The organism is Pseudomonas sp. Fl5BN2, assembly GCF_009908205.1.
Taxonomy (GTDB): Bacteria; Pseudomonadota; Gammaproteobacteria; order Pseudomonadales; family Pseudomonadaceae; genus Aquipseudomonas.
In genome coordinates this window covers 144,544-168,161 of record NZ_JAAARL010000005.1, presented here as the reverse complement: position 1 = coordinate 168,161, position 23,618 = coordinate 144,544, and the positions used below count along the sequence as shown (strand labels likewise).

At 60.4% G+C, this 23,618-nt stretch carries 29 protein-coding genes; 18 read left to right on the top strand and 11 right to left on the bottom strand.

The window, feature by feature from the left end; all coding sequences use genetic code 11:
* The first annotated feature begins 23 nt into the window (after nt 1–23).
* The gene (locus GV819_RS08895) at nt 24–863 is read left to right on the top strand and encodes a carbon-nitrogen hydrolase family protein (protein ID WP_161755625.1); all 840 of its coding nucleotides are present in this window, start codon (nt 24–26) and stop codon (nt 861–863) included.
* A gap of 26 nt (nt 864–889) precedes the next feature.
* On the top strand, nt 890–2,332 hold the full coding sequence (gene tldD, locus GV819_RS08890; protein WP_161755623.1) for a metalloprotease TldD: 1,443 nt from the start codon (nt 890–892) through the stop codon (nt 2,330–2,332).
* A 49-nt stretch (nt 2,333–2,381) separates the two neighbouring features.
* Here the strand turns inward: tldD and yjgA are convergent, their stop codons facing one another.
* Nucleotides 2,382–2,903, bottom strand: coding sequence for a ribosome biogenesis factor YjgA (gene yjgA / locus GV819_RS08885; RefSeq protein WP_161755621.1), 522 nt, complete (start codon nt 2,901–2,903; stop codon nt 2,382–2,384).
* 108 nt (nt 2,904–3,011) lie between these two features.
* Between yjgA and pmbA the strand changes: the two genes are divergently transcribed.
* The 6 genes from pmbA to GV819_RS08855 all read left to right on the top strand — a co-directional run bounded on the left by pmbA (nt 3,012) and on the right by GV819_RS08855 (nt 8,294).
* Nucleotides 3,012–4,358, top strand: a complete 1,347-nt coding sequence (gene pmbA / locus GV819_RS08880; protein ID WP_161755619.1) for a metalloprotease PmbA — start codon at nt 3,012–3,014, stop codon at nt 4,356–4,358.
* Nucleotides 4,359–4,513: 155 nt separating this feature from the next.
* Nucleotides 4,514–4,909, top strand: coding sequence for a FagA protein (locus tag GV819_RS08875; protein ID WP_161755617.1), 396 nt, complete (start codon nt 4,514–4,516; stop codon nt 4,907–4,909).
* On the top strand, nt 4,902–6,278 hold the full coding sequence (locus tag GV819_RS08870) for a class II fumarate hydratase (protein WP_161755615.1): 1,377 nt from the start codon (nt 4,902–4,904) through the stop codon (nt 6,276–6,278). The genes GV819_RS08875 and GV819_RS08870 overlap by 8 nt, the downstream gene beginning before the upstream one ends.
* A gap of 27 nt (nt 6,279–6,305) precedes the next feature.
* Complete coding sequence (locus GV819_RS08865; RefSeq protein WP_161755613.1) at nt 6,306–6,755, top strand: tetratricopeptide repeat protein; 450 nt, start codon at nt 6,306–6,308, stop codon at nt 6,753–6,755.
* Nucleotides 6,756–6,757: 2 nt separating this feature from the next.
* Nucleotides 6,758–7,369: a superoxide dismutase gene (locus GV819_RS08860; RefSeq protein WP_161755611.1), complete on the top strand. Its 612-nt coding sequence runs from the start codon at nt 6,758–6,760 to the stop codon at nt 7,367–7,369.
* A 31-nt stretch (nt 7,370–7,400) separates the two neighbouring features.
* On the top strand, nt 7,401–8,294 hold the full coding sequence (locus GV819_RS08855; RefSeq protein ID WP_161755609.1) for a ZIP family metal transporter: 894 nt from the start codon (nt 7,401–7,403) through the stop codon (nt 8,292–8,294).
* 28 nt (nt 8,295–8,322) lie between these two features.
* On the opposite strand, the gene GV819_RS08850 is transcribed toward GV819_RS08855, so the two are convergent.
* The 10 genes from GV819_RS08850 to GV819_RS08805 form a co-directional block, all read right to left on the bottom strand.
* Nucleotides 8,323–8,595 carry an HPr family phosphocarrier protein gene (locus GV819_RS08850; protein ID WP_161755607.1) on the bottom strand — a complete coding sequence of 91 codons (273 nt, stop codon included), beginning with the start codon at nt 8,593–8,595 and terminating at the stop codon, nt 8,323–8,325.
* Between the two features lie 16 nt (nt 8,596–8,611).
* Nucleotides 8,612–9,469, bottom strand: coding sequence for an RNase adapter RapZ (gene rapZ, locus GV819_RS08845; protein WP_011059266.1), 858 nt, complete (start codon nt 9,467–9,469; stop codon nt 8,612–8,614).
* 2 nt (nt 9,470–9,471) lie between these two features.
* Nucleotides 9,472–9,936 carry a PTS IIA-like nitrogen regulatory protein PtsN gene (gene ptsN, locus GV819_RS08840; protein WP_161755605.1) on the bottom strand — a complete coding sequence of 155 codons (465 nt, stop codon included), beginning with the start codon at nt 9,934–9,936 and terminating at the stop codon, nt 9,472–9,474.
* Between the two features lie 12 nt (nt 9,937–9,948).
* Nucleotides 9,949–10,254 carry a ribosome hibernation-promoting factor, HPF/YfiA family gene (gene hpf, locus GV819_RS08835; RefSeq protein ID WP_161755603.1) on the bottom strand — a complete coding sequence of 102 codons (306 nt, stop codon included), beginning with the start codon at nt 10,252–10,254 and terminating at the stop codon, nt 9,949–9,951.
* Nucleotides 10,255–10,333: 79 nt separating this feature from the next.
* Nucleotides 10,334–11,827, bottom strand: a complete 1,494-nt coding sequence (locus GV819_RS08830; RefSeq protein WP_161755601.1) for an RNA polymerase factor sigma-54 — start codon at nt 11,825–11,827, stop codon at nt 10,334–10,336.
* A 182-nt stretch (nt 11,828–12,009) separates the two neighbouring features.
* Entirely contained in the window at nt 12,010–12,735 is a 726-nt protein-coding gene (gene lptB / locus GV819_RS08825; RefSeq protein WP_161755599.1) for an LPS export ABC transporter ATP-binding protein, read from the bottom strand.
* Entirely contained in the window at nt 12,735–13,280 is a 546-nt protein-coding gene (gene lptA, locus GV819_RS08820) for a lipopolysaccharide transport periplasmic protein LptA (protein WP_161755597.1), read from the bottom strand. Before lptA ends, lptB begins: the two co-directional genes overlap by 1 nt.
* Nucleotides 13,267–13,839, bottom strand: a complete 573-nt coding sequence (gene lptC, locus GV819_RS08815; protein ID WP_161755595.1) for an LPS export ABC transporter periplasmic protein LptC — start codon at nt 13,837–13,839, stop codon at nt 13,267–13,269. Before lptC ends, lptA begins: the two co-directional genes overlap by 14 nt.
* Before the next feature lie 9 nt (nt 13,840–13,848).
* On the bottom strand, nt 13,849–14,373 hold the full coding sequence (locus GV819_RS08810) for a KdsC family phosphatase (RefSeq protein WP_161755593.1): 525 nt from the start codon (nt 14,371–14,373) through the stop codon (nt 13,849–13,851).
* Nucleotides 14,373–15,347, bottom strand: a complete 975-nt coding sequence (locus GV819_RS08805) for a KpsF/GutQ family sugar-phosphate isomerase (protein ID WP_161755591.1) — start codon at nt 15,345–15,347, stop codon at nt 14,373–14,375. The genes GV819_RS08810 and GV819_RS08805 overlap by 1 nt, the downstream gene beginning before the upstream one ends.
* Nucleotides 15,348–15,611: 264 nt before the next feature.
* Between GV819_RS08805 and GV819_RS08800 the strand changes: the two genes are divergently transcribed.
* The 10 genes from GV819_RS08800 (at nt 15,612) to hisC (ending at nt 23,613) form a co-directional block, all read left to right on the top strand.
* Nucleotides 15,612–16,421 carry an ATP-binding cassette domain-containing protein gene (locus GV819_RS08800; protein WP_161755589.1) on the top strand — a complete coding sequence of 270 codons (810 nt, stop codon included), beginning with the start codon at nt 15,612–15,614 and terminating at the stop codon, nt 16,419–16,421.
* On the top strand, nt 16,421–17,218 hold the full coding sequence (mlaE, locus tag GV819_RS08795) for a lipid asymmetry maintenance ABC transporter permease subunit MlaE (RefSeq protein ID WP_161755587.1): 798 nt from the start codon (nt 16,421–16,423) through the stop codon (nt 17,216–17,218). Before GV819_RS08800 ends, mlaE begins: the two co-directional genes overlap by 1 nt.
* A complete protein-coding gene (mlaD, locus tag GV819_RS08790; RefSeq protein ID WP_011059277.1) occupies nt 17,218–17,685 on the top strand; it encodes an outer membrane lipid asymmetry maintenance protein MlaD in 468 nt (155 codons plus the stop codon). The genes mlaE and mlaD overlap by 1 nt, the downstream gene beginning before the upstream one ends.
* Nucleotides 17,686–17,696: 11 nt before the next feature.
* Nucleotides 17,697–18,350 (top strand): MlaC/ttg2D family ABC transporter substrate-binding protein, encoded by a 654-nt coding sequence (locus GV819_RS08785; protein ID WP_161755578.1) that lies wholly within the window; start codon nt 17,697–17,699, stop codon nt 18,348–18,350.
* Nucleotides 18,347–18,652, top strand: a complete 306-nt coding sequence (locus tag GV819_RS08780) for an STAS domain-containing protein (RefSeq protein ID WP_161755576.1) — start codon at nt 18,347–18,349, stop codon at nt 18,650–18,652. The genes GV819_RS08785 and GV819_RS08780 overlap by 4 nt, the downstream gene beginning before the upstream one ends.
* A 130-nt stretch (nt 18,653–18,782) precedes the next feature.
* Nucleotides 18,783–19,022, top strand: coding sequence for a BolA family protein (locus GV819_RS08775; protein ID WP_161755574.1), 240 nt, complete (start codon nt 18,783–18,785; stop codon nt 19,020–19,022).
* A 22-nt stretch (nt 19,023–19,044) separates the two neighbouring features.
* Entirely contained in the window at nt 19,045–20,310 is a 1,266-nt protein-coding gene (gene murA / locus GV819_RS08770) for a UDP-N-acetylglucosamine 1-carboxyvinyltransferase (RefSeq protein WP_161755572.1), read from the top strand.
* A 129-nt stretch (nt 20,311–20,439) separates the two neighbouring features.
* Nucleotides 20,440–21,075 carry an ATP phosphoribosyltransferase gene (hisG, locus tag GV819_RS08765; RefSeq protein ID WP_159895716.1) on the top strand — a complete coding sequence of 212 codons (636 nt, stop codon included), beginning with the start codon at nt 20,440–20,442 and terminating at the stop codon, nt 21,073–21,075.
* 154 nt (nt 21,076–21,229) lie between these two features.
* Complete coding sequence (gene hisD, locus GV819_RS08760) at nt 21,230–22,558, top strand: histidinol dehydrogenase (protein ID WP_161755570.1); 1,329 nt, start codon at nt 21,230–21,232, stop codon at nt 22,556–22,558.
* A 2-nt stretch (nt 22,559–22,560) separates the two neighbouring features.
* Nucleotides 22,561–23,613 (top strand): histidinol-phosphate transaminase, encoded by a 1,053-nt coding sequence (gene hisC, locus GV819_RS08755; protein ID WP_161755567.1) that lies wholly within the window; start codon nt 22,561–22,563, stop codon nt 23,611–23,613.
* The last annotated feature ends 5 nt before the right edge of the window (nt 23,614–23,618 follow it).

Sequence of the window (23,618 nt, the reverse complement as noted above, 5' to 3'; positions counted from 1 at the left end):
GCCTACCCAACACGGAGTACGCCATGTCTCTTGCGGTGATTCAAATGGTCAGCCAGAGCGATATCCTGGCCAATCTGGCGCAGGCTCGTGGCCTGCTTGAACAAGCAGCTGCCGGCGGTGCAAGGCTGGCGGTGCTGCCAGAGAATTTCGCCGCTATGGGGCGCCGTGACATGGCCGTCATCGGGCGTGCCGAAGCCTTGGGCGAAGGTCCGATCCTGCCGTGGTTGAAACAGGCCGCCCGCGACCTCAAGTTATGGATAGTGGCCGGTACCTTGCCGTTGCCGCCCGAGGATCAGCCCGAGGCCAAGTCCAATGCCTGTTCGTTACTGGTGGATGACCAGGGGCAGGTCGCTGCGCGTTACGACAAGCTGCATCTGTTCGACGTCGACGTGGCGGACAATCGAGGGCGCTACCGCGAATCCGATGACTATGCTCATGGAAACCGCGTGGTGGTGGCTGATACGCCAGCGGGGCGATTGGGGCTGACCGTCTGTTATGACCTGCGCTTTCCCGAGCTGTACAGCGAGTTGCGGGCTGCAGGGGCGGAGTTGATTACCGCGCCTTCGGCGTTTACCGCGGTCACCGGTGCCGCGCATTGGGACGTGCTGATTCGTGCCCGGGCCATTGAAACCCAGTGCTACCTGCTGGCGGCGGCGCAGGGCGGCGTTCATCCCGGTCCGCGGGAAACCTACGGACATGCGGCCATAGTCGATCCCTGGGGACGGCTGCTGGCGCAACAGGATCAAGGTGAGGGTGTGCTGCTGGCCGAGCGCGACAGCAGTGAACAGGCGTCCATTCGGGCGCGGATGCCGGTGTTCAGTCACCGGCGCATTTTCTCGCAAGGCGTTCAACGACTTGCATAAGTACGACGAATTTAAGGCCAAAGCATATGAGTGGGTTGTTGTCCTCAGTCAGTGAACATCTACTAGCCCCTGGCGGCGTGACCATCGAAAGCCTGCAGGGCGTGCTGGGGGATCTGGCCGGCCCGGGCATCGATGCCGCCGACCTGTATTTCCAGGGACAGATCTCCGAATCCTGGTCCCTGGAAGACGGGATCGTCAAGGAAGGCAGTTTCAACCTCGACCAAGGGGTCGGGGTGCGTGCGCAATCCGGTGAGAAGACCGGCTTCGCCTACAGCAACGCCATCACCCTGGAAGCCCTGGGCCTGGCCGCCCGTGCGGCGCGCTCAATCTCCCGGGCCGGGCAGAACGGCGCCGTGCAGGCGTTCACCACCCAGGATGTGGCGCAGCTTTATGCGCCGGACAACCCCCTGGAAGTCCTCAGCCGAGCCGAGAAAGTCGAGTTGCTCAAGCGTGTGGACGTGGCAACCCGTGCCCTGGACCCGCGTATCCAGCAGGTCAGCGTGAGCATGGCCGGGGTCTGGGAACGGATCCTGGTGGCTTCCACCGACGGCGGCCTGGCGGCGGATGTGCGGCCGCTGGTGCGCTTCAATGTCAGCGTCATCGTCGAGCAGAACGGCCGCCGCGAACGCGGTGGCCACGGTGGCGGCGGACGTACCGATTACCGTTATTTCCTCAGCGAAGACCGTGCCATGGGTTATGCCCGTGAGGCGCTGCGCCAAGCCCTGGTCAACCTCGAAGCGATTCCGGCGCCAGCTGGCACCTTGCCAGTGGTGCTCGGCTCCGGCTGGTCCGGGGTGCTGCTGCACGAGGCAGTGGGCCACGGCCTGGAAGGCGACTTCAACCGTAAAGGCAGTTCAGCCTACAGCGGGCGCATGGGTGAGATGGTGGCCTCGAAACTCTGCACCATCGTCGACGACGGCACCTTGGCCGGACGCCGTGGCTCGCTGAGCGTGGACGATGAAGGCACCCCGACCGAGTGCACCACGCTGATCGAGAACGGCGTGCTCAAGGGCTACATGCAGGACAAGTTGAATGCCCGGCTGATGGGCGTGGCACGTACCGGCAACGGTCGCCGCGAGTCCTACGCGCACCTGCCGATGCCGCGCATGACCAACACCTACATGCTGGGTGGCGAAAGCGATCCGGCGGAAATCATCGCCTCGGTGAAGAAGGGTATCTACTGCGCCAATCTCGGTGGTGGCCAAGTCGACATCACCAGCGGCAAGTTCGTGTTCTCCACCAGCGAGGCGTACCTGATCGAAGACGGCAAGATCACCGCGCCGGTCAAGGGCGCAACCCTGATCGGCAACGGCCCTGAAGCCATGAGCCGAGTGTCGATGGTGGGCAATGACCTGTCCCTGGACAGCGGCGTCGGTACGTGCGGCAAGGATGGGCAATCGGTGCCGGTGGGCGTCGGCCAGCCGACCCTGAAGATCGATGCGATCACCGTGGGCGGTACAGGGGCATAAGAGAGGAGGGGCGCCGGGTGAGTTGCTGGGCAACTCACCCGTGAAAGGCTTAACGCAGACCGCGTTGAGTCTCGTCCAGTTCGCGGATGTACTTGAAAATTTTACGGCTGGAGGCCGGCGCCTTGTTCTGGGCCACCTCATGCTGGGCCTGACGGATCAGGGAGCGCAGCTGCTGGCGATCGGCGTCCGGGTATTCGCCGACGAACTTTTCCAGCACGTCATCGCCACCGCCGATCAGGCGGTCACGCCAACGTTCCAGGTTATGGAAGCGTTCGTTGTATTGCCGGGTGGAGGCATCGAGTTGGTCAAGCAATTGCAGAATCGCGTCGGTGTCCTGGTCCCGCATCAACTTGCCGATGAATTGCAGGTGGCGTTTACGGGCGATATGGGCGACGTGCTTGGGCGCATCCGCCAGGGCCCGGCGCATAGCGTCGGTCAGGGGCAGTTTGGCCAGCAAGTCGGGCTTGAGAGTGGTAAGGCGCTCGCCGAGATCAACCAGAGCATGCAGCTCGCGTTTGACCTGGGTTTTGCTTTTTTCCCCATCGAGGGAGGCGTCGTAAGAATCAACCATGGTGGCAGTCCGCAAAGAAACGCCGCCATGATAACCAGTCGAGGGCCGCTTGTCCGGCCCGGTCGCTCGCCGGCCTTAATCGAAAGCAGAATTTGAGTGGAGAACACCATGAGTGCAGCACAAAGCGTCGGCCCACAAGCTTTGCCGGCCCTGCAGGAGCAAGTCGAGCAGATCATCGCCGAGGCCAAGCGCCAGGGGGCCAGTGCCTGTGAAGTGGCGGTGTCGCTGGAGCAGGGGCTGTCGACATCGGTGCGCCAGCGGGAAGTGGAGACCGTGGAATTCAACCGCGACCAGGGCTTTGGCATCACCCTCTACATGGGCCAGCGCAAGGGTTCGGCCAGCACTTCCGCCAGCGGTCCCGAAGCTATTCGTGAAACCGTGGCTGCGGCCTTGGCAATCGCCAAGCACACCTCCGAAGACGAAGCCTCGGGCCTGGCAGATGCCTCCTTGATGGCCAAGGACCTGCAGGACTTCGATCTGTTTCATGCCTGGGACATCACCCCTGAGCAAGCCATCGAGCAGGCTCTGGCTTGTGAAGCAGCGGCCTTTGCCACAGATGCCCGGATCAAGAATGCCGATGGCACCACCTTGAGCACCCACCAGGGTTGCCGGGTCTATGGCAACAGCCATGGTTTCATTGGTGGTTATGCGTCCACTCGTCACAGCCTGAGCTGTGTGATGATTGCCGAGGCCGATGGCCAGATGCAGCGCGATTACTGGTATGACGTCAATCGCCAGGGCCAGTTGCTGGCGGATCCGGCGAGCATTGGCCAGCGCGCCGCCCAGCGTGCCGCCAGCCGCCTGGGTGCTCGTCCGGTACCGACCTGCGAAGTGCCGGTACTGTTTTCCGCAGAGCTGGCTGGCGGTTTGTTCGGCAGTTTCCTCGGGGCGATTTCCGGCGGCAATCTGTATCGCAAGTCTTCATTCCTTGAAGGTGCCCTGGGCCAGCAACTGTTTCCTGAATGGCTGACCATCGATGAGCGGCCGCACTTGATGCGTGCCATGGGCAGTTCGTCGTTCGACGGTGATGGCCTGGCGACCTACGCCAAACCTTTCGTCAAGGACGGTGAGCTGGTGTCCTATGTGCTCGGCACCTACTCCGGGCGCAAGCTGGGCATGCCGAGCACCGCCAACGCCGGTGGCGTGCACAACCTGTTCGTCACCCATGGCGATGAAGACCAGACGGCGCTATTGCGGCGCATGGGACGCGGTCTGTTGGTGACCGAGCTGATGGGCCATGGCCTGAACATGGTCACTGGGGACTACTCGCGTGGCGCGGCGGGGTTCTGGGTGGAGAACGGTGAAATCCAGTTCGCCGTACAGGAAGTGACCATTGCCGGTAATCTACGGGACATGTTCAAGCAGATCGTCGCCGTGGGCAGTGATCTGGAACTGCGCAGCAACATCCGCACCGGTTCGGTGCTGATCGAACGCATGACCGTCGCCGGCAGCTGATCAAGGCAGGCTTCAACGAAACGCGCGACCTTCACGGGTGGCGCGTTTTTTTGTGCCTGTGATTGTTCATGGGGGGATGAAAATTGCACAAGCTCAATTGATTTGATTCTCAATATCATTTAATAATGAATCTCATTATTCAATGAGCCCAGGTCATGAGTTCTGCCTTGCACGAGCAGCCTTATCTCGAAAGCTGGCGCTGGATGAGCCGCCAGATCCGTTGCGCACTGGAACCGGACGAGCCGCGTCTGATCGAGCACTACCTTGCCGAGGGGCGCTACCTGGCCTGCTGTACCGCCATGTCGTCCTGGACTGTCGCTGAAACCTCCTTCCGTTTGTTGATCGATACCGCTACCGATACCGCGCTGCCTTGGCATTGGCGCAGCCTGTGCCTGGACCAGGCGTGGAAGCCGTTACGCGACCTGGAACGGCTGTCTTTGTGCAAGTGCCGGCTCAAACGCTGGCAAAGCCATGCCTGGCAACTGGCGACCTGCTCGCTGTTGCCTTCCATTCCTCTGATTGAACTGGTGCAAGGATTCCCCGATGAGTAATACCCGTATCGAACGCGACAGCATGGGCGAGCTGCAGGTCCCGGAGCAGGCCCTGTATGGGGCGCAGACCCAGCGTGCGGTGGATAACTTTCCTATCAGTGGCCAGCGTATGCCGGCCGCCTTCATTCGTGCCTTGATCCTGGCCAAGGCCGCTGCGGCCAAAGCCAACGTCGAGCTTGGACAGCTCAGCGAGTCCCAGGGCAAGGCCATTGTCGATGCTGCCCAGGGCCTGCTGGAAGGCGACTTCATGCAGCACTTTCCGGTGGACATCTTCCAGACCGGTTCCGGCACCAGTTCCAACATGAACGCCAACGAAGTGCTGGCGACCCTGGCCAGCCGCCTGTTGGGCGAGGCGGTCAACCCCAACGATCACGTCAACTGCGGCCAGAGCAGCAACGACATCATTCCCACCACCATTCATGTCAGCGCAGCCCTGACTCTGCACGAGCAATTGCTGCCGGCGCTGGTGCATCTGGTGGCGGTCATCGAGCACAAGGCGGTGCAGGTGCATCCCTTCATCAAGACCGGTCGCACCCACTTGATGGACGCCATGCCGGTGCGCATGAGCCAGGTCCTGGAAGGCTGGGCGCAACAGCTCAAAGCCAACATCGCCCACTTGCAGGATCTGTTGCCGAGCCTGCAGTCCCTGGCTCAGGGGGGCACTGCGGTGGGCACTGGGATCAACGCCCATCCCGAGTTCGCGGCACTCTTCAGCCAGCAGTTGAGCAAGCTGACTCAGGTTCAATTCACTCCGGGCAAGAACCTGTTCGCCCTGATCGGCTCCCAAGACACCGCGGTAACGGTATCCGGCCAGCTCAAGGCCACGGCGGTGTCATTGATGAAGATCGCCAACGACTTGCGCTGGATGAACTCCGGCCCCCTGGCGGGGCTCGGCGAAATCGAGCTGGAAGCCCTGCAGCCGGGGTCGTCGATCATGCCCGGCAAGGTCAATCCGGTGATTCCGGAAGCCACTGCGATGGTTGCTGCCCAGGTCATCGGGAATGACTGCACCATCACCGTGGCCGGGCAATCGGGCAACTTCGAGCTCAACGTGATGCTGCCGATCATTGCCCAGAACCTGTTGAGCAGCATCGAGTTACTGGCCAACTCCAGCCGGTTGTTGGCGGACAAAGCCATCGCCAGCTTCAAGGTCAATGAACCCAAGCTCAAGGAGGCGTTGTCGCGTAACCCGATCCTGGTCACCGCCCTGAACCCGATCATCGGTTATCAGAAGGCCGCAGAAATCGCCAAGACCGCTTACAAGCAGGGGCGTCCGGTGATCGACGTAGCGCTTGAGCACACCGATCTGTCGCGTAGCCAGCTTGAGATCCTGCTGGATCCGGAAAAACTCACCGCTGGCGGCGTGTAACCCTCGACACCGCTTTGGAGGCTCACCATGGAGCACTGGAAACGCACGATCGAAAGGGCTAATCGCTTGTTCATGCAGGGGGAGTTGGTGGATGCCCGCGAGTTCTACCTGCAGGCGTTGGCCCTGGCACAGGTGTTGTTCGAGCGCTGGTCGAATCCCGACGAAGCGGTAGCGGCTTGTGTGATTTCCCATCACAACCTGGCGGACCTGCATTTGCGCCTGAACCAGCCGGAGGAGAGCGCGGAGTACCTCTGCGCTATCCACCAGCGCCTGCTGCAGACCATGCAGGACGGTCGCCTGGCACCGGCCCTGCGGGAAGCGGCTCTGCGCCAAAGCAGCAAGACCTACGTCGAGTTGCTCAATTTCATTGGTGAACACGGTGAATACCCCCGTAATCACCGTTTGCTGGACAGCAATGTCGCGCGGTTGTCCTCCGACGGCCCGACACCCGACAGCCCCTCTTTTGGAGTGCACTGAATATGTCCTTTACCTTGCCTGCCTTGCCTTACGCCTACGACGCCCTGGAACCGCACATCGATGCGCAGACCATGGAAATTCACTACACCAAGCACCATCAGACCTACATCAACAATCTCAATGCCGCTGTGGAGGGCACTGAGTGGGCAGGGTGGGAAGTGGAAAAGCTGGTGGCCAGTATTCAACAATTGCCGGAAAAACTCCGTGCTGCGGTGATCAATCAGGGCGGTGGTCATGCCAACCACTCGCTGTTCTGGGCGGTGATGACGCCTGCGGGCGGCGGCAAGCCAGAGGGCGCTCTGGGGCAGGCAATCGAGCAGCAGTTGGGTGGCTTCGAGAGTTTCAAGGACGCCTTCACCAAGGCCGCGTTGACTCGCTTCGGCAGTGGCTGGGCCTGGCTTAGTGTGACACCGGGGAAAAAGCTGGTGGTGGAGAGCAGCGGCAATCAGGACAGTCCACTGATGAATGGCAACACGCCGATTTTGGGCTTGGACGTCTGGGAGCACGCCTATTACCTGCGTTATCAGAACCGGCGACCCGAGTACATCAATGCCTTTTACAACGTCATCAACTGGCCGGAAGTTGCTCAACGCTATCAGGCCGCGATGGCTTGAGATTTTCTACCAATAAGAACTAAGGCCGACTATGGGCACTGAAACACTGGCGATCAGCAGCGGACGGATGTTTCGTTATGCCTTCGGTTCGCTGTTGCTGTTGGCGGGTACCGCATTGCTGGTGGCTCAAGGGCTGAGCTGGCTTAATCTGGAACCGCGATTATTGCGGGCATTGCAGGGAGGATCGATCTGCGCATTGGGCACGGCGTTGGGGGCTGTCCCGGTATTGGTGATCCGCAGAATGCCGGTGGCCGTGAGTGACACCTTGCTCGGCTTTGGGGCCGGCGTGATGTTGGCGGCGACAGCGTTTTCGTTGATCGTTCCGGGTATCGCTGCCGCTCAGAGCCTGGGCTTGTCGGCCTGGAGCTCCAGCGGCCTGATCAGTCTCGGCATCATGCTCGGTGCTTTCGGACTGTTCCTGGTGGACCGCAAGGTCTCAGCAGGCAGTCCGGAAACGCTGGTGGGTACTCCCGAGCATCCAGTCATTGCCCCGAGAATCTGGCTATTTGTGTTTGCCATCATTGCTCACAACATTCCGGAAGGGATGGCGGTCGGGGTATCGGCGGGCGGGGGAATGCCCGATGCGGACAGCCTGGCCATGGGGATTGCCCTGCAGGACGTGCCGGAAGGGCTGGTAATTGCCCTGGTGCTGGCGGGGGCGGGGATGTCGCGGGTCAAGGCGTTCCTGATCGGTGCGGCTTCAGGCTTGGTAGAGCCGGTCTTTGCCTTGCTCTGCGCCTGGCTGGTCAGTTTGGCAGAGGTGCTTTTACCTTTGGGGCTGGCCCTGGCGGCTGGTGCCATGCTGTTGGTGGTGACTCATGAAGTGATCCCCGAGTCCCGGCGCAATGGTCACGAAAAGCTCGCCAGCCTCGGCTTGTGTATCGGCTTTTGTCTGATGATGGTGATGGACACGGCGCTCGCCTGAGTGCCGCATGCGAGTGGTCCGGCGAGGGCTACTCGCCTTCGTCGAAGTAGTTGTTGATCAGTTTCACCAGCGCATCCAGTGCCTCTTGCTCTTGCTCACCCTCGGTTTTCAGGTGGATTTTGGTGCCCTTACCGGCAGCGAGCATCATCATGGCCATGATGCTCTTGCCATCAACCATGGTTTCCGGGGTTCTGCCGGCGCGAATCTGACAGGGAAACTGCCCGGCCACACCGACAAATTTGGCAGAGGCACGGGCATGCAGGCCCAGCTTGTTGATGATCTCAATTTCCAGAGCTGGCATCGCGGGGTAGATCCTTTCAGCTAAGGTCGCGGTGGCGAACCTGGACGTTCTTCAGGGATTTTTGCAGGACCTGGCCGAGACGCTCAGTCAGGTACACGGAGCGGTGGTGCCCGCCAGTGCAGCCAATGGCAATGGTTACATAGGCGCGGTTGCTGGCGGCAAAGCGCGGCAACCACTTGAGCAGGTAGCTGGAGATGTCCTGGAACATCTCTTCGACATCAGGCTGGGCGGCCAGGTACTCGGCCACGGGAGCGTCCAATCCGGATTGGGCGCGCAGTTCAGGCTTCCAGTACGGGTTGGGCAGGCAGCGCACATCGAACACTAGATCGGCGTCTACCGGCATGCCGCGTTTGAAACCGAAGGACTCCACCAGGAATGCGGTGCCAGGCTCGGGCTGATTCAGCAACCGCAGCTTGATGGTATCCCGCAGTTGGTAGAGGTTCAGATTGGTGGTGTTGACCTTGAGGTCCGCCAGATCGACGATCGGTCCCAGTAACTGGGTTTCGTCGTGGATGGCTTCCGCCAGTGAGCGATTGGCGCTACTCAGGGGATGCCGGCGGCGGGTTTCCGAGAAGCGCTTGAGCAAGGTTTCTTCATCGGCGTCCAGATAGAGCACATCGCACTGGATATGCCGACTGCGCACTTCTTCCAACAGCTCGGGGAAGCGCGACAGGTGGCTGGGCAGATTGCGTGCGTCAATGGATACTGCCACCAGCGGTTGGGCCAGTTCAGTGTGAATCAACGCACGTTCGGCCAGCTCGGGCAGCAAGCCGGCTGGAAGGTTGTCGATGCAGTAGTAGCCGTGATCCTCAAGAACGTCGAGGGCGGTGCTTTTACCTGAGCCGGAACGGCCGCTGACGATGATCAAGCGCATGATTACTGACCGTTTTGCTCGTCCAGAACAACCTGATACAAGGCTTCGTTGCTGGTGGCACTGCGCAGCCGGTCACGGACTTCCTTGCGATCGAGCATGCTGGCGATCTGCCTGAGCAGTTCCAGGTGTGCGTCGGTGGCAGCTTCCGGGACTAGCAGGACGAACAGCAGATCGACCGGGGCGCCGTCGATGGCGTCGAAATCGATCGGTGCGTCCAGGTGCATCAGGGCACTGATGGGGGACTCGCAGCCTTTGAGGCGGCAGTGGGGAATCGCGATGCCGTTGCCAAAACCGGTAGAACCGAGTTTTTCACGGGCGATCAGGCTCTCGTAGACATCCTGCATCTCCAGATCGGGCACTTCACGGCTGATCAGGTTGGCAATTTGTTCGAGTGCGCGTTTTTTACTGCCGCCCGGCACGTTCACCAAGGAACGGCCGGGGGTCAGGATACTTTCAAGTCGGATCATGGGGGGAGAGTGTTAGCGACCCGTGCCTTGGAGAAGGTGGAGGTGCTTTTCCTTATGCTTTTTCAGTTGACGGTCAAGCTTGTCCGTGAGCAGGTCGATTGCGGCATACATATCGTCATGTTCTGCATTGGCGACGACCTCCCCACCGTGGATGTGCAAGGTGGCTTCGATTTTCTGCTTCAACTTCTCGACAGCCATGGTGACCTGCACATTGGTAATCTTGTCGAAATGCCGCTCCAGCCGGTCGAGTTTTTCGCCGATGTAAGCGCGCAGAGGTTCAGTCACTTCGAGTTGGTGTCCACTGATGTTGACTTGCATACAGCTTCTCCTTCGTTGCCAGTGCATAAAGCGGCAGGCTGGGTTGCCTGCCCCTGAAACGCTGTGGCCAGCCCTGCGGTCAAATCAACCGCTTCCGTTCGCTGGAAGGCGCAATCCCAAGGGATTCGCGATACTTGGCGACGGTACGGCGGGCTACCTGAATGCCTTGTGCCTCCAGTAAACCAGCGATCTTGCTGTCACTCAACGGCTTTTTCTGATTTTCCGCAGCCACCAGTTTTTTGATGATCGCGCGGATCGCGGTGGACGAGCATTCACCGCCTTCCGAGGTGCTGACGTGGCTGGAGAAAAAGTATTTCAGCTCATATATGCCCCGTGGGGTATGCATGAATTTTTGCGTGGTTACCCGGGAAATCGTCGATTCGTGCATACCCACCGCTTCGGCGATGTCATGCAGCACCAACGGCTTCATTGCCTCGTCACCGTACTCGAGAAAGCCGCGCTGGTGCTCGACGATCTGGGTGGCCACTTTCATCAGGGTTTCGTTGCGGCTCTGCAGGCTCTTGATGAACCAGCGGGCTTCCTGCAGTTGGTTGCGCATGAAGGTGTTGTCGGCGCTGGTGTCGGCCCGACGCACAAAACCGGCGTACTGGGCATTGACTCGCAGGCGTGGCACGGACTCCTGATTCAGCTCCACCAGCCAGCGTTCGTTGTCCTTGCGCACGATGACGTCCGGAACCACGTATTCGGCTTCGCTGGATTCGATCTGTGAGCCTGGACGCGGGTTGAGGCTCTGCACCAGCTCGATGACCTGGCGCAGCTCGTCCTCCTTGAGTTTCATGCGGCGCATCAGTTGGCTGTAGTCGCGGCTGCCCAGCAGGTCGATGTAGTCACTGACCAGGCGTTGGGCTTCGCTCAGCCAAGGGGTTTTCGTCGACAGTTGGCGCAATTGCAGCAGCAGGCATTCGCCCAGGTTGCGGGCGCCGATACCGGCCGGTTCGAATTGCTGGATGCGGTGCAGGACGGCTTCGATTTCGTCCAGCTCAATGTCCAGTTCGGGATCGAAGGCCTCGAGAATTTCCTCGAGGGTTTCGTCCAGGTAGCCCTGATTGTTGATGCAATCGATCAGGGTTACGGCAATCAGGCGGTCGGTGTCCGACATCGGAGCCAGGTTCAGTTGCCAGAGCAGGTGGCTTTGCAGGCTTTCACCGGCCGACGTGCGGGTAGTGAAGTCCCACTCGTCATCATCGCTGCTAGGCAGGCTGCTGGCGCTGGTCTGGTAGACATCTTCCCAGGCGGTATCCACCGGCAGTTCGTTGGGGATGCGTTCGCTCCACTCACCGTCCTCGAGGTTATCCACCGTAGGGGCGGTTTCCTGGTAGGAGGGTTCCTGGATCTCGGTGTTGGGCTTGGACTCGGTGTTGTCGGCCAAAGGATCGCTGTTGTCGAAGTCGTCGCCTTCTTCCTGGCGTTCGAGCATCGGGTTGGACTCCAGCGCTTCCTGGATTTCCTGTTGCAGGTCCAGGGTCGACAATTGGAGCAGGCGGATGGCCTGTTGCAGCTGCGGTGTCATCGTCAGCTGCTGGCCCATTCTCAGGACTAGCGATGGTTTCATGGCAGGGGCTTAACACCTTATTTGCCGGCGCACATGCGCCATCCACTACAGGGCGCCGGAGCGCCAAACATAAGCAAATTATATGCCTGAAACTGAAGTGTTTGCCTAGAGCGCTGTAACAATAAAGTTTGTAGGGAATTATTGTTCCCGGCGCTCTGGCGTCCAGCCCAACACCTCAGCCCTTACAGGCGGAACTCATGGCCCAGGTAGACTTCCTTGACCAGTTCGTTGGCCAGGATGGTCTCGGCATCGCCTTCGGCGATCAGTTGCCCGTCGTTGACGATGTAGGCGGTCTCACAGATGTCCAGAGTCTCCCGGACGTTGTGGTCGGTGATCAGTACCCCAATGCCCTTGGCCTTCAGGTGGTGGATGATCTGCTTGATGTCGCCAACCGAGATCGGGTCTACGCCGGCGAACGGTTCGTCCAGAAGGATGAACTTGGGGGCGGTGGCCAGGGCCCGGGCGATTTCCACTCGGCGGCGTTCACCGCCGGACAGGCTCATGCCGAGGTTGTCGCGGATGTGATTGATGTGGAATTCCTGCAGCAGGCTTTCCAGTTCCTGACGGCGACCGGCCTTGTCGAGTTCCTTGCGGGTCTCGAGGATGGCCATGATGTTGTCGGCCACCGACAGCTTGCGGAAGATCGAGGCTTCCTGGGGCAGATAGCCGATACCCGCGCGGGCGCGGCCGTGCATCGGTTGGTGGCTGACATCCAGGTCGTCGATCAGGACGCGGCCCTGATCGGCCTGGACCAGGCCGACGATCATGTAGAAGCAGGTAGTCTTGCCGGCACCGTTGGGGCCGAGCAGGCCGACGATCTGACCGCTGTCGATGGACAGGCTGACATCACGCACGACCTGGCGGCTCTTGTAGCTCTTGGCCAAGTGCTGGGCTTTTAGAGTTGCCATTACTGGGCCTTTTGCTCGTCGGTTTTCTTTTTCGGCTGGATGACCATGTCGATCCGCGGACGCGGCGCGGTGACCGAGGTGCCATTGGCGCGACCGGCGTTAGCCACTTGCTTGACGGTGTCGTAGACGATTTTCTCGCCTTCGGTGGTGTTGCCGTCGTTGATAACCTTGGCCTTGTCGATCAGTACGATGCGGTTCTGCTGGGCATGGTACTGGATGGTCACGGCGTAGGCCTGGACCGGTTTCGGGTCGGTCTGTTTCTGCAGTTGCTCGAAATACGCCAGGTTGCCCACGGAGGTCACCACGTCGATTTCGCCGGTTTTTGACCGGGTGATGGTCACGGTGTTGCCGGTGATCTTCATCGAACCCTGGGTGATGATTACATCGCCCTTGTAGGTGGCCACGCCATTCTTGTCATCGAGCTGGGCGTCGTCGGCCTGGATGCGGATTGGCTGTTGGCTATCGTTCGGCAGAGCCCAGGCGCTCACGCTTCCCAGTGCTGCGCCCAGACTGAGCAAAATCGGGAGGGTTTTAACGAGCCTCATACTGTCCTCTTACGTTCGATAGCAGGTTCATCCTGCCGTCTTTCAAATACGCTTTCATTCCCTTCGCCGTAGTCACGCCGCCGGCGCCGTCAATTCTAACGGCTTGCTCGGTCTGCGCATATTGCTTCTGCGGGAATACTGTCATGCGGGTCGTGGTGATCAGCAGGTTGCGATTTCTTTCGTCGGTGCGGGAAACCCGTACCGAATCGATCAATTCGACTTCAGTGCCGTCCGGGTTGACTTCGCCGCGCTCGCTCTGGACATGCCAGGGGAAGGTAGTGCCGCGGTACATCTGCAGGTCCGGTTTGGTCAGCAGGGTCACTTCGCTGGCCTTGACGTGCTCGACCTTGTCCGAGGTCATTTCATACTGCAGCTTGCCGTCGGGCAAATACTGCACGCTGCGGGCGTTGATCACGTAATAGTCGATGGCGTTTTCGTCGACCTGTACCACGGGCTTGTCGAGGAAACGTTCAGGGCTGATGTTCCAGTAACCGACCGCTGCAAACAGCAGGGCGATAGTCCCGAAGATCAGTATGTTGCGAATCTTTTTACTCAGCATTGGAAGGCTCTATAGGTAAGCGGCGTTGGCTGCTTCAAGGCGATCCTGGGCGCGCAGGATCAGCTCGCAGAACTCTCGGGCAGCTCCTTCGCCGCCGCGAGCCACGGTGGTGCCGTGGGCGTGTTCACGAACAAAACCCGCTGCGTTGGCGACCGCCATGCCCAGGCCGACACGGCGGATCACCGGCAGATCGGGCAGGTCGTCGCCCAGATAGGCGACCTGTTCATAGCTTAGGTTGAGTTGGGCAAGAAGTTCGTCCAGTACCACCAGTTTGTCTTCGCGGCCCTGATACAGGTGGGGGATCCCCAGGTTCTTGGCCCGACGCTCCACCACCGGGGTCTTGCGCCCGCTGATGATCGCGGTCTGCACCCCGGCCGCCATGAGCATCTTGATGCCCTGGCCGTCTAGGGTGTTGAAGGTCTTGAACTCGCTGCCGTCTTCGAGGAAGTACAGGCGACCGTCGGTCAGTACGCCGTCGACGTCAAAAATCGCCAGCTTGATGTTTTTACCGCGTTGCAGCAGGTCGGTATTCATTACATGACTCCCGCGCGCAACAGGTCGTGCATGTTCAAGGCGCCGATCGGCCGGTCTTCCTTGTCCACCACCACCAGGGCGCTGATTTTATGGTCTTCCATGATTTTCAGGGCTTCAGCGGCCAGCATATCGGCACGTGCAGTCTTGCCATGAGGGGTCATGACCGAGTCGATGGTGGCGTGATGAATATCAATGGCGCGATCCAGGGTGCGACGCAGATCGCCGTCGGTGAAAATCCCGGCCAGGCGGCCATCGTTTTCCAGAATGACGGTCATGCCCAAGCCCTTGCGGGTCATCTCCATGAGTGCGTCCTTGAGCAGGGTGCCCCGCTGCACGTGTGGCAGGTCGGAACCTTCGTGCATGACATTCTCGACCTTGAGCAGCAGGCGGCGGCCCAGGGCTCCGCCTGGGTGGGAGAACGCGAAGTCTTCGGCGGTGAAGCCGCGGGCTTCCAGCAGGGCCACGGCCAGGGCGTCGCCCATCACCAGGGCGGCAGTGGTCGAAGAGGTTGGCGCCAGGTTCAGCGGGCAGGCTTCGTGCTCGACGTGGACGTTGAGGTTGACATCGGCGGCCTTGGCCAGCGGGGACTCTGGGTTGCCGGTAAGGCTGATCAACTGGATGCCCAGGCGCTTGATCAGCGGCAGCAGGGTGACGATTTCGTTGGTGGAGCCGGAGTTGGAGAGGGCCAGGATCACGTCGTCACGGGTGATCATGCCCATATCGCCGTGGCTGGCCTCGGCTGGATGGACAAAGAAAGCCGTGGTGCCGGTGCTCGCCAGGGTGGCGGCGATCTTGTTGCCGACATGCCCGGATTTGCCCATGCCGACCACTACTACGCGGCCTTTGCTGGCCAGAATCATCTCGCAAGCGCGTACGAAATCTGCGTCGATATGGGGCAGCAAGCCTTCTACTGCCTGAAGTTCGAGGCGGATGGTGCGTTGTGCTGATTGAATCAGGTCGCTGGATTGGCTCATGTCTGAAATCGTATAGCCCGATGAAAAGGCGGCGATTATAGCGGTAATGAGCAAATCCCTCACGCAAGTTCGTCAGCCTTTGTCTACTGCTTGCTAGGAATCCTCCTATTTTGCCTGTCGTCGACCTGAACGGTGGCGGCTTCGGCCTTGGGGGCTCCGTATCAGCAGTGATATAGTTCGCCGCCAGTTCGGCCTGCCCAGAGGCATGTACTCCCGGCAGGGAGCCAAGCGTCCGAGTGATAGGCTGCATCGCAAGGAGTTTAGATGAGTGCCGATAACGCTTACGCGGTCGAGCTGAAGGGACTGTCCTTCAAGCGCGGTACGCGCAGCATTTTCAATAACGTGGATATTCGTATTCCGCGGGGCAAGGTCACCGGGATCATGGGGCCTTCCGGCTGCGGGAAAACCACCCTGTTGCGCTTGATGGGCATGCAACTGCGGCCCAGCGGCGGTGAAGTGTGGGTCAACGGCCAGAACCTGCCGACCCTCTCGCGCAGCGATCTGTTCGACGCGCGCAAGCAAATGGGCGTGTTGTTCCAGAGTGGCGCGCTGTTTACCGACCTCGACGTCTTCGAGAACGTGGCCTTTCCATTGCGGGTGCACACCCAACTGCCGGACGAGATGATTCGTGACATCGTCCTGCTCAAGTTGCAGGCAGTCGGCCTGCGCGGCGCCATCGACCTGATGCCCGACGAGTTGTCAGGCGGCATGAAGCGCCGGGTCGCCCTGGCCCGGGCCATCGCCCTGGATCCGCAGATACTCATGTATGACGAGCCTTTCGTAGGTCAGGATCCGATCGCCATGGGCGTATTGGTGCGCCTGATCCGTCTGCTCAACGATGCCCTGGGTATTACCAGCATTGTGGTTTCCCACGATCTTGCAGAAACCGCGAGCATTGCCGACTACCTCTATGTAGTGGGTGATGGCCAGGTACTGGGCCAGGGAACTCCCGAAGAACTGCTGGACTCCGATAATCCACGTATCCGTCAGTTCATGAAGGGCGATCCCGACGGCCCGGTACCGTTTCACTTTCCAGCGTCGGATTACCGCGCAGATCTTCTGGGGAAGCGCTGATGCGCAAAATATCGCTAATCGAGAGGGTTCGCCTCTTCGGTCGCTCGGGCATCGATGTCCTGGCGGTACTGGGGCGTTCCACGCTGTTCCTGTTTCATGCGCTGCTGGGGCGTGGCGGCATCGGCGGCAGTTTCGGCCTGCTGGTCAAGCAGTTGCACTCGGTGGGGGTGATGTCCCTGGTGATCATTGTCGTGTCCGGGATCTTCATCGGCATGGTGCTGGCGCTGCAGGGCTTCAATATTCTCTCCAGCTACGGTTCGGAGCAGGCGGTTGGGCAGATGGTTGCCTTGACCTTGCTGCGGGAGTTGGGGCCGGTGGTCACTGCGCTGCTGTTCGCCGGGCGTGCCGGTTCGGCGTTGACCGCGGAAATCGGCAACATGAAGTCCACCGAGCAACTCTCCAGCCTGGAGATGATCGGTGTCGATCCGCTCAAGTACATCATTGCGCCACGTCTGTGGGCCGGTTTCATTTCCCTGCCCTTGCTGGCGATTATCTTCAGTGTCGTGGGGATCTGGGGCGGTTCCTGGGTGGCTGTCGACTGGCTGGGGGTCTATGACGGCTCCTACTGGGCGAATATGCAGAACAGCGTGACCTTCACCGGTGATGTGCTCAACGGTGTGATCAAAAGTATTGTTTTTGCCTTTGTAGTGACCTGGATCGCCGTATTCCAAGGCTACGACTGTGAGCCCACCTCAGAGGGGATCAGCCGTGCCACTACCAAGACCGTGGTGTATGCCTCGTTGGCCGTACTCGGCTTGGACTTTATTCTGACCGCCTTGATGTTTGGAGATTTCTGATGCAAAACCGCACCCTGGAAATCGGTGTCGGCCTATTCTTGCTGGCTGGCATCTTGGCTTTGCTGTTGCTTGCCCTGCGGGTCAGTGGCTTGTCTCCGACAGCGAGCACCGATACTTATAAGCTTTATGCCTACTTCGACAATATTGCCGGTTTGACGGTCAGGGCTAAAGTGACCATGGCCGGCGTGACCATCGGCAAGGTCACGGCGATCGATCTGGATCGTGACAGCTTCACTGGCCGGGTAACGATGCAGTTGGAAAAACGTGTGGATAATCTGCCGACTGACTCTACTGCATCTATCCTGACTGCTGGCCTGTTGGGTGAGAAATACATCGGTATCAGCGTGGGCGGGGAAGAAGCCTTGCTCAAGGATGGTGGAACCATCCACGACACCCAGTCGTCGCTGGTACTGGAGGACCTGATCGGTAAATTCCTGCTCAATACCGTTAGCAAAGACGCCAAATGAGGAGTTTTTCGATGATCTCTACCTTGCGACGTGGTCTGTTGGTGCTGCTGGCGGCCTTGCCGCTGTTGGCCAACGCGGCGGGGACGCCTTCCGCGCATGATCTGGTGCAGGACACGACCCACCGTCTGCTCGCCGACCTGGCAGCCAATAAAGAGAAGTACAAGCAAAGCCCTAGCGAGTTCTACAACGCCTTGAACGGCATTGTCGGTCCTGTGGTGGACGCCGATGGCATCTCCCGCAGCATCATGACCGTCAAGTATTCGCGCAAGGCCACGCCGGAGCAGATGGCGCGTTTCCAGGAGAACTTCAAGCGCAGCCTGATGCAGTTCTATGGCAACGCCTTGCTGGAGTACAACAACCAGGGCATCACGGTTTCTCCGGCCAAGGATGAAAGCGGCACCCGTACCAGCGTTGATATGCAGGTCAAGGGCAACAACGGGGCGATCTACCCGGTGTCCTACACCCTGGAAAAGCTCAACGACGAGTGGAAAGTGCGTAACGTGATCATCAACGGCATCAATATCGGCAAGCTGTTCCGTGATCAGTTCGCCGATGCCATGCAGCGCAACGGCAATAATCTGGACAAGACCATCGACGGCTGGGCTGGCGAAGTGGCCAAGGCCAAGGAAGCTACCGAAGGCACTGCACAAAAGGCTGCGCAATGAGTGACTCCGCCGTACGCCTTGGTGATGCTGGAGAGTTGCTGATCAGTGGCGTGCTGGACTACCGCAGCGGCCCGGGCCTGCGCAAGCAGGGCCAGGCGCTGATCAAGTCGAGCCCGGCGTCGGCGCTGGTACTGGATTGCTCGGCGGTGGAAAAGTCCAGCAGCGTCGGTCTTGCCCTGTTGCTGGCGTTCATCCGTGATGCCCAGGGTCTCGGCAAGGCGGTGAGTATTCGTGCTCTGCCCGAGGACATGCGCGAGATCGCCGAGGTTTCCGGGGTGACCGAGATCTTCGCCCATCCCTAGCTTCAGAACCGTGTAACCCACATCTATATAGAAGCCCCCCGTCAGAGTCCTGCTATGCGGGGTTCGCAGGCGCGGGGCTTTTTTGTATGATGTCCGACCCGCGCGCACAGGGCGCCGATTGAGGTTGAGCATGCAGGCCAACGAAGTGAAGAGCTTTCTTGAAGGAAAGCTGCCCGAAGCTCAGGTAGAAGTTGAGGGCGAAGGCTGCAACTTTCAGCTGAACGTGATTAGCGACGAACTGTCGGCCTTGAGCCCGGTGAAGCGTCAGCAAAGCATCTATGCCCATTTGAATCCATGGATTGCCGATGGCAGCATCCACGCGATCACTATGAAATTTTTCAGCCGCGCGGCCTGGGCCGAGCGCACCTGAGCCCAAGGGCGTCGAGACTGTTATGGATAAATTGATTATTACCGGCGGCGTTCGCCTTGATGGCGAGATCCGTATTTCCGGGGCCAAGAACTCCGCGCTGCCGATTCTGGCGGCAACCCTGCTGTGCGATGGCCCGGTCACTGTGGCCAACCTGCCGCACCTGCACGACATCACCACCATGATCGAGCTGTTCGGTCGCATGGGCATCGAGCCGGTGATCGACGAGAAACTCAGCGTCGAAATCGACCCGCGCACCATCAAGACCCTGGTGGCCCCGTACGAGCTGGTGAAAACCATGCGCGCCTCGATCCTGGTACTGGGACCGATGGTTGCCCGTTTCGGCGAAGCTGAAGTGGCCCTGCCTGGCGGTTGCGCCATCGGCTCGCGTCCGGTGGACCTGCACATCCGCGGCCTGGAAGCCATGGGTGCGGTAATCGACGTCGAAGGCGGCTACATCAAGGCCAAGGCGCCTGAGGGTGGCCTGCGCGGCGCGAACTTCTTCTTCGATACCGTGAGTGTGACCGGTACCGAGAACATCATGATGGCCGCTGCCTTGGCCAAGGGCCGCAGCGTGTTGCAGAACGCCGCTCGCGAACCTGAAGTCGTGGACCTGGCGAACTTCCTGATTGCCATGGGTGCGAAGATTTCTGGTGCCGGTACCGACACCATCACCATCGATGGTGTCGAGCGCCTGCATCCGGCGATCTACAAAGTCATGCCTGACCGTATCGAAACCGGCACCTACCTGGTGGCCGCAGCGGTCACCGGCGGTCGGGTCAAGGTCAAGGACACTGATCCGACCATCCTTGAAGCAGTGCTGGAAAAACTCAAGGAAGCGGGTGCTGAAGTCACCACCGGCAGCGACTGGATCGAGCTCAACATGCACGGCAAGCGCCCCAAGGCGGTCAACGTGCGTACTGCGCCATACCCGGCGTTCCCGACTGACATGCAGGCGCAGTTCATCTCCCTGAATGCGATTGCCGAAGGCACTGGCGCAGTCATCGAGACCATCTTCGAAAACCGTTTCATGCACGTGTACGAACTGCACCGCATGGGCGCCAAGATCCAGGTTGAAGGCAACACCGCGATCGTCACCGGTACCGAAATCCTCAAGGGCGCGCCAGTCATGGCCACCGACCTGCGGGCTTCGGCCAGCCTGGTGATCTCGGCCCTGATGGCCGAAGGCGATACCCTGATCGACCGCATCTACCACATCGACCGTGGTTACGAGTGCATCGAAGAGAAGCTGCAGATGCTCGGCGCGAAGATCCGCCGCGTACCGGGTTAATTGCTTCAGGGGCACAGGGAGGTGCCCACAGCCGAATCAGTTCCACGTCGAGCCTGTCTTCAGGCTCGACGCATGTCTGGCGCCGTTTGCGTCCGGGCATCAGTCGCCGCATAAGGACTTACGTTACTCATGTTGACCATCGCACTGTCCAAGGGCCGTATCCTCGACGACACGTTGCCGCTTCTGGCTGAAGCGGGCATCGTGCCAACCGAGAATCCGGACAAGAGCCGCAAACTGATCATCCCCACGACCCAGGACGATGTTCGCCTGTTGATCGTGCGCGCCACCGATGTGCCGACCTATGTCGAGCATGGCGCCGCCGACCTCGGGGTGGCCGGCAAGGACGTCCTGATGGAGTACACCGGCCAGGGCCTGTACGAGCCGTTGGACCTGCAGATTGCCCAGTGCAAGCTGATGACTGCTGGCGCCATTGGTGCAGTCGAGCCCAAGGGCCGTCTGCGGGTCGCCACCAAGTTCGTCAATGTAGCCAAGCGCTACTATGCCGAGCAGGGCCGTCAGGTGGATATCATCAAGCTCTACGGCTCGATGGAGCTGGCGCCGCTGATCGGTCTGGCAGACAAGATCATCGACGTGGTCGATACCGGCAACACCCTGCGGGCCAACGGTCTGGAGCCCCAGGAACTGATTGCCACCATCAGCTCTCGCCTGGTGGTCAACAAGGCATCGATGAAGATGCAGCACGCCCGTATCCAGGCGTTGATCGACACCCTGCGCAAGGCAGTGGAATCGCGACACCGCGGCTGACTCACATGCGCGGCCTTGAGTCGCGCCCATCTATCCGCGTCATAGCCAGAATGCTCAGGTGCCCACGCGGATGGCTTGGTAGTCTTGCGGCGCCTGAGTTTTGCAAAACCAAGCTTGCCCTTTTGTGCATTCGCCAATCAATGAGGCCTTCGCTATGACCGCTCCCACTGCAATTCGCCGACTCAACGCTGCCGACCCGGATTTCGCCCAGCATCTGGATCATTTGCTGAGCTGGGAAAGTGTCTCTGATGACTCGGTTAATCAGCGGGTGCTGGACATCATCAAGGCGGTGCGCGAGCGCGGTGACGCGGCGCTGGTGGAGTTCACCCAGCGTTTTGATGGCCTGGAGGTGGCCTCCATGGCGGACCTGATCCTGCCTCGTGAGCGCTTGGAACTGGCCCTGACGCGGATCACCGTGGTTCAGCGCGAAGCCCTGGAAAAGGCTGCCGCCCGGGTGCGCAGCTACCACGAAAAGCAGAAGCAGGATTCCTGGACCTACACCGAGGCCGACGGCACCGTGCTGGGGCAGAAGGTTACGCCGCTGGACCGTGCCGGCCTGTACGTACCGGGAGGCAAGGCCTCCTATCCGTCGTCGGTGCTGATGAACGCAATCCCGGCCAAGGTGGCAGGTGTCACCGAAGTGGTGATGGTGGTGCCGACCCCGCGCGGTGAGATCAACGAGTTGGTGCTGGCTGCGGCCTGCATCGCCGGGGTCGACCGAGTGTTCACCATCGGCGGCGCCCAGGCCGTGGCCGCGCTGGCCTACGGCACTGAAAGCGTGCCGCAAGTGGACAAGGTGGTAGGCCCGGGCAACATCTATGTGGCGACTGCCAAGCGCCACGTGTTCGGCCAGGTGGGAATCGACATGATCGCCGGTCCTTCGGAGATCCTCGTGGTCTGCGACGGCCAGACCGATCCGGACTGGATTGCCATGGACCTGTTCTCCCAGGCCGAGCACGACGAAGACGCCCAGGCGATCCTGGTCAGCCCGGATGCCGAGTTTCTCGACAAGGTGGCAGCCAGCATCGCCAAGCTACTGCCGACCATGGAACGTGCGGCAATCATCAACACCTCGATCAACGGCCGCGGCGCGCTGATCAAGGTCCGCGACATGCAGCAGGCGATTGAAGTGGCCAACCGTATTGCCCCCGAGCACCTGGAGTTGTCCGTTGCCGATCCGCAAGCCTGGCTGCCGCAGATTCGTCACGCCGGAGCGATCTTCATGGGTCGCCACACCTCCGAGGCGCTTGGGGATTACTGCGCCGGTCCGAACCACGTGCTGCCGACCTCCGGCACTGCGCGTTTCTCTTCACCGCTGGGGGTGTACGACTTCCAGAAGCGCTCGTCGATCATCTTCTGCTCCGAGCAGGGTGCGTCCGAGCTAGGCCGGACGGCTTCGGTGCTGGCCCGTGGCGAGTCGCTGACTGCCCACGCCCGCAGCGCCGAATACCGCATCGTCGACGATCAAGATCAGGGGCAATGAGCATGAGCAAATTCTGGAGTCCATTCGTCAAGAACCTGGTGCCTTACGTGCCGGGCGAACAGCCGAAGCTGACCAAGCTGGTCAAGCTCAACACCAACGAAAACCCCTACGGTCCTTCGCCCAAAGCCCTGGCGGCGATGCAGGCGGAGCTCAACGACAACCTGCGTCTCTATCCCGACCCCAACAGCGACCTGCTCAAGCAGGCGGTGGCCAGCTACTACGGAGTACAGGGCAACCAGGTGTTCCTCGGCAACGGTTCCGATGAAGTCCTGGCGCACATCTTCCATGGCTTGCTGCAACAGGATCAGCCGCTGCTGTTCCCGGATATCAGCTATAGCTTCTACCCGGTGTATTGCGGCCTGTACGGCATCGATTTCGAAGCGGTGCCGCTGGATGAGCAATTCCAGATTCGTGTAGCCGACTACGCCAAGCCCAATGGCGGGATCATCTTCCCCAACCCGAACGCGCCGACGGGCTGCCTGCTGGCCCTGGACGCCGTGGAGCAGATCCTCAAGGCCAGTCCGGATTCGGTGGTGGTGGTCGACGAGGCCTATATCGATTTCGGCGGCGAGACGGCTATCAGCCTGGTGGATCGCTATCCGAACCTGCTGGTGACCCAGACCCTGTCCAAATCCCGCTCCCTGGCCGGGCTGCGAGTAGGCCTTGCGGTGGGCCACCCGGACCTGATCGAAGCCCTGGAGCGGATCAAGAACAGCTTCAACTCCTATCCGCTGGATCGCCTGGCGATTGTCGGCGCGGCGGCAGCCTTCGAGGATCGCGAGTACTTCACCAAGACCTGCCAGCAGGTGATAGCCAGCCGTGAGTGGGTCGTGGCGCAGTTGCAAGCCAAGGGTTTCGAGGTGCTGCCATCGGCGGCCAACTTCATCTTTGCCCGGCATCCACAGCACGACGCGGCGGGTCTTGCCGCCAAGCTGCGGGAGCAGGGGGTGATCGTGCGTCACTTCAAGCAGGAGCGGATCGCCCAGTTCCTGCGGATCAGCATCGGTACGCCGGAGCAGAACCAGGCGCTGATCGACGGGCTGGGCGACCTGTAGTCCAG

Coding starts and splice junctions, on each gene's coding strand:
- GV819_RS08895 (WP_161755625.1), top strand. CDS start 24: ATGTCTCTTGCGGTGATTCAAATGGTCAGCCAGAGCGATATCCTGGCC.
- tldD (WP_161755623.1), top strand. CDS start 890: ATGAGTGGGTTGTTGTCCTCAGTCAGTGAACATCTACTAGCCCCTGGC.
- yjgA (WP_161755621.1), bottom strand. CDS start 2,903: ATGGTTGATTCTTACGACGCCTCCCTCGATGGGGAAAAAAGCAAAACC.
- pmbA (WP_161755619.1), top strand. CDS start 3,012: ATGAGTGCAGCACAAAGCGTCGGCCCACAAGCTTTGCCGGCCCTGCAG.
- GV819_RS08875 (WP_161755617.1), top strand. CDS start 4,514: ATGAGTTCTGCCTTGCACGAGCAGCCTTATCTCGAAAGCTGGCGCTGG.
- GV819_RS08870 (WP_161755615.1), top strand. CDS start 4,902: ATGAGTAATACCCGTATCGAACGCGACAGCATGGGCGAGCTGCAGGTC.
- GV819_RS08865 (WP_161755613.1), top strand. CDS start 6,306: ATGGAGCACTGGAAACGCACGATCGAAAGGGCTAATCGCTTGTTCATG.
- GV819_RS08860 (WP_161755611.1), top strand. CDS start 6,758: ATGTCCTTTACCTTGCCTGCCTTGCCTTACGCCTACGACGCCCTGGAA.
- GV819_RS08855 (WP_161755609.1), top strand. CDS start 7,401: ATGGGCACTGAAACACTGGCGATCAGCAGCGGACGGATGTTTCGTTAT.
- GV819_RS08850 (WP_161755607.1), bottom strand. CDS start 8,595: ATGCCAGCTCTGGAAATTGAGATCATCAACAAGCTGGGCCTGCATGCC.
- rapZ (WP_011059266.1), bottom strand. CDS start 9,469: ATGCGCTTGATCATCGTCAGCGGCCGTTCCGGCTCAGGTAAAAGCACC.
- ptsN (WP_161755605.1), bottom strand. CDS start 9,936: ATGATCCGACTTGAAAGTATCCTGACCCCCGGCCGTTCCTTGGTGAAC.
- hpf (WP_161755603.1), bottom strand. CDS start 10,254: ATGCAAGTCAACATCAGTGGACACCAACTCGAAGTGACTGAACCTCTG.
- GV819_RS08830 (WP_161755601.1), bottom strand. CDS start 11,827: ATGAAACCATCGCTAGTCCTGAGAATGGGCCAGCAGCTGACGATGACA.
- lptB (WP_161755599.1), bottom strand. CDS start 12,735: ATGGCAACTCTAAAAGCCCAGCACTTGGCCAAGAGCTACAAGAGCCGC.
- lptA (WP_161755597.1), bottom strand. CDS start 13,280: ATGAGGCTCGTTAAAACCCTCCCGATTTTGCTCAGTCTGGGCGCAGCA.
- lptC (WP_161755595.1), bottom strand. CDS start 13,839: ATGCTGAGTAAAAAGATTCGCAACATACTGATCTTCGGGACTATCGCC.
- GV819_RS08810 (WP_161755593.1), bottom strand. CDS start 14,373: ATGAATACCGACCTGCTGCAACGCGGTAAAAACATCAAGCTGGCGATT.
- GV819_RS08805 (WP_161755591.1), bottom strand. CDS start 15,347: ATGAGCCAATCCAGCGACCTGATTCAATCAGCACAACGCACCATCCGC.
- GV819_RS08800 (WP_161755589.1), top strand. CDS start 15,612: ATGAGTGCCGATAACGCTTACGCGGTCGAGCTGAAGGGACTGTCCTTC.
- mlaE (WP_161755587.1), top strand. CDS start 16,421: ATGCGCAAAATATCGCTAATCGAGAGGGTTCGCCTCTTCGGTCGCTCG.
- mlaD (WP_011059277.1), top strand. CDS start 17,218: ATGCAAAACCGCACCCTGGAAATCGGTGTCGGCCTATTCTTGCTGGCT.
- GV819_RS08785 (WP_161755578.1), top strand. CDS start 17,697: ATGATCTCTACCTTGCGACGTGGTCTGTTGGTGCTGCTGGCGGCCTTG.
- GV819_RS08780 (WP_161755576.1), top strand. CDS start 18,347: ATGAGTGACTCCGCCGTACGCCTTGGTGATGCTGGAGAGTTGCTGATC.
- GV819_RS08775 (WP_161755574.1), top strand. CDS start 18,783: ATGCAGGCCAACGAAGTGAAGAGCTTTCTTGAAGGAAAGCTGCCCGAA.
- murA (WP_161755572.1), top strand. CDS start 19,045: ATGGATAAATTGATTATTACCGGCGGCGTTCGCCTTGATGGCGAGATC.
- hisG (WP_159895716.1), top strand. CDS start 20,440: ATGTTGACCATCGCACTGTCCAAGGGCCGTATCCTCGACGACACGTTG.
- hisD (WP_161755570.1), top strand. CDS start 21,230: ATGACCGCTCCCACTGCAATTCGCCGACTCAACGCTGCCGACCCGGAT.
- hisC (WP_161755567.1), top strand. CDS start 22,561: ATGAGCAAATTCTGGAGTCCATTCGTCAAGAACCTGGTGCCTTACGTG.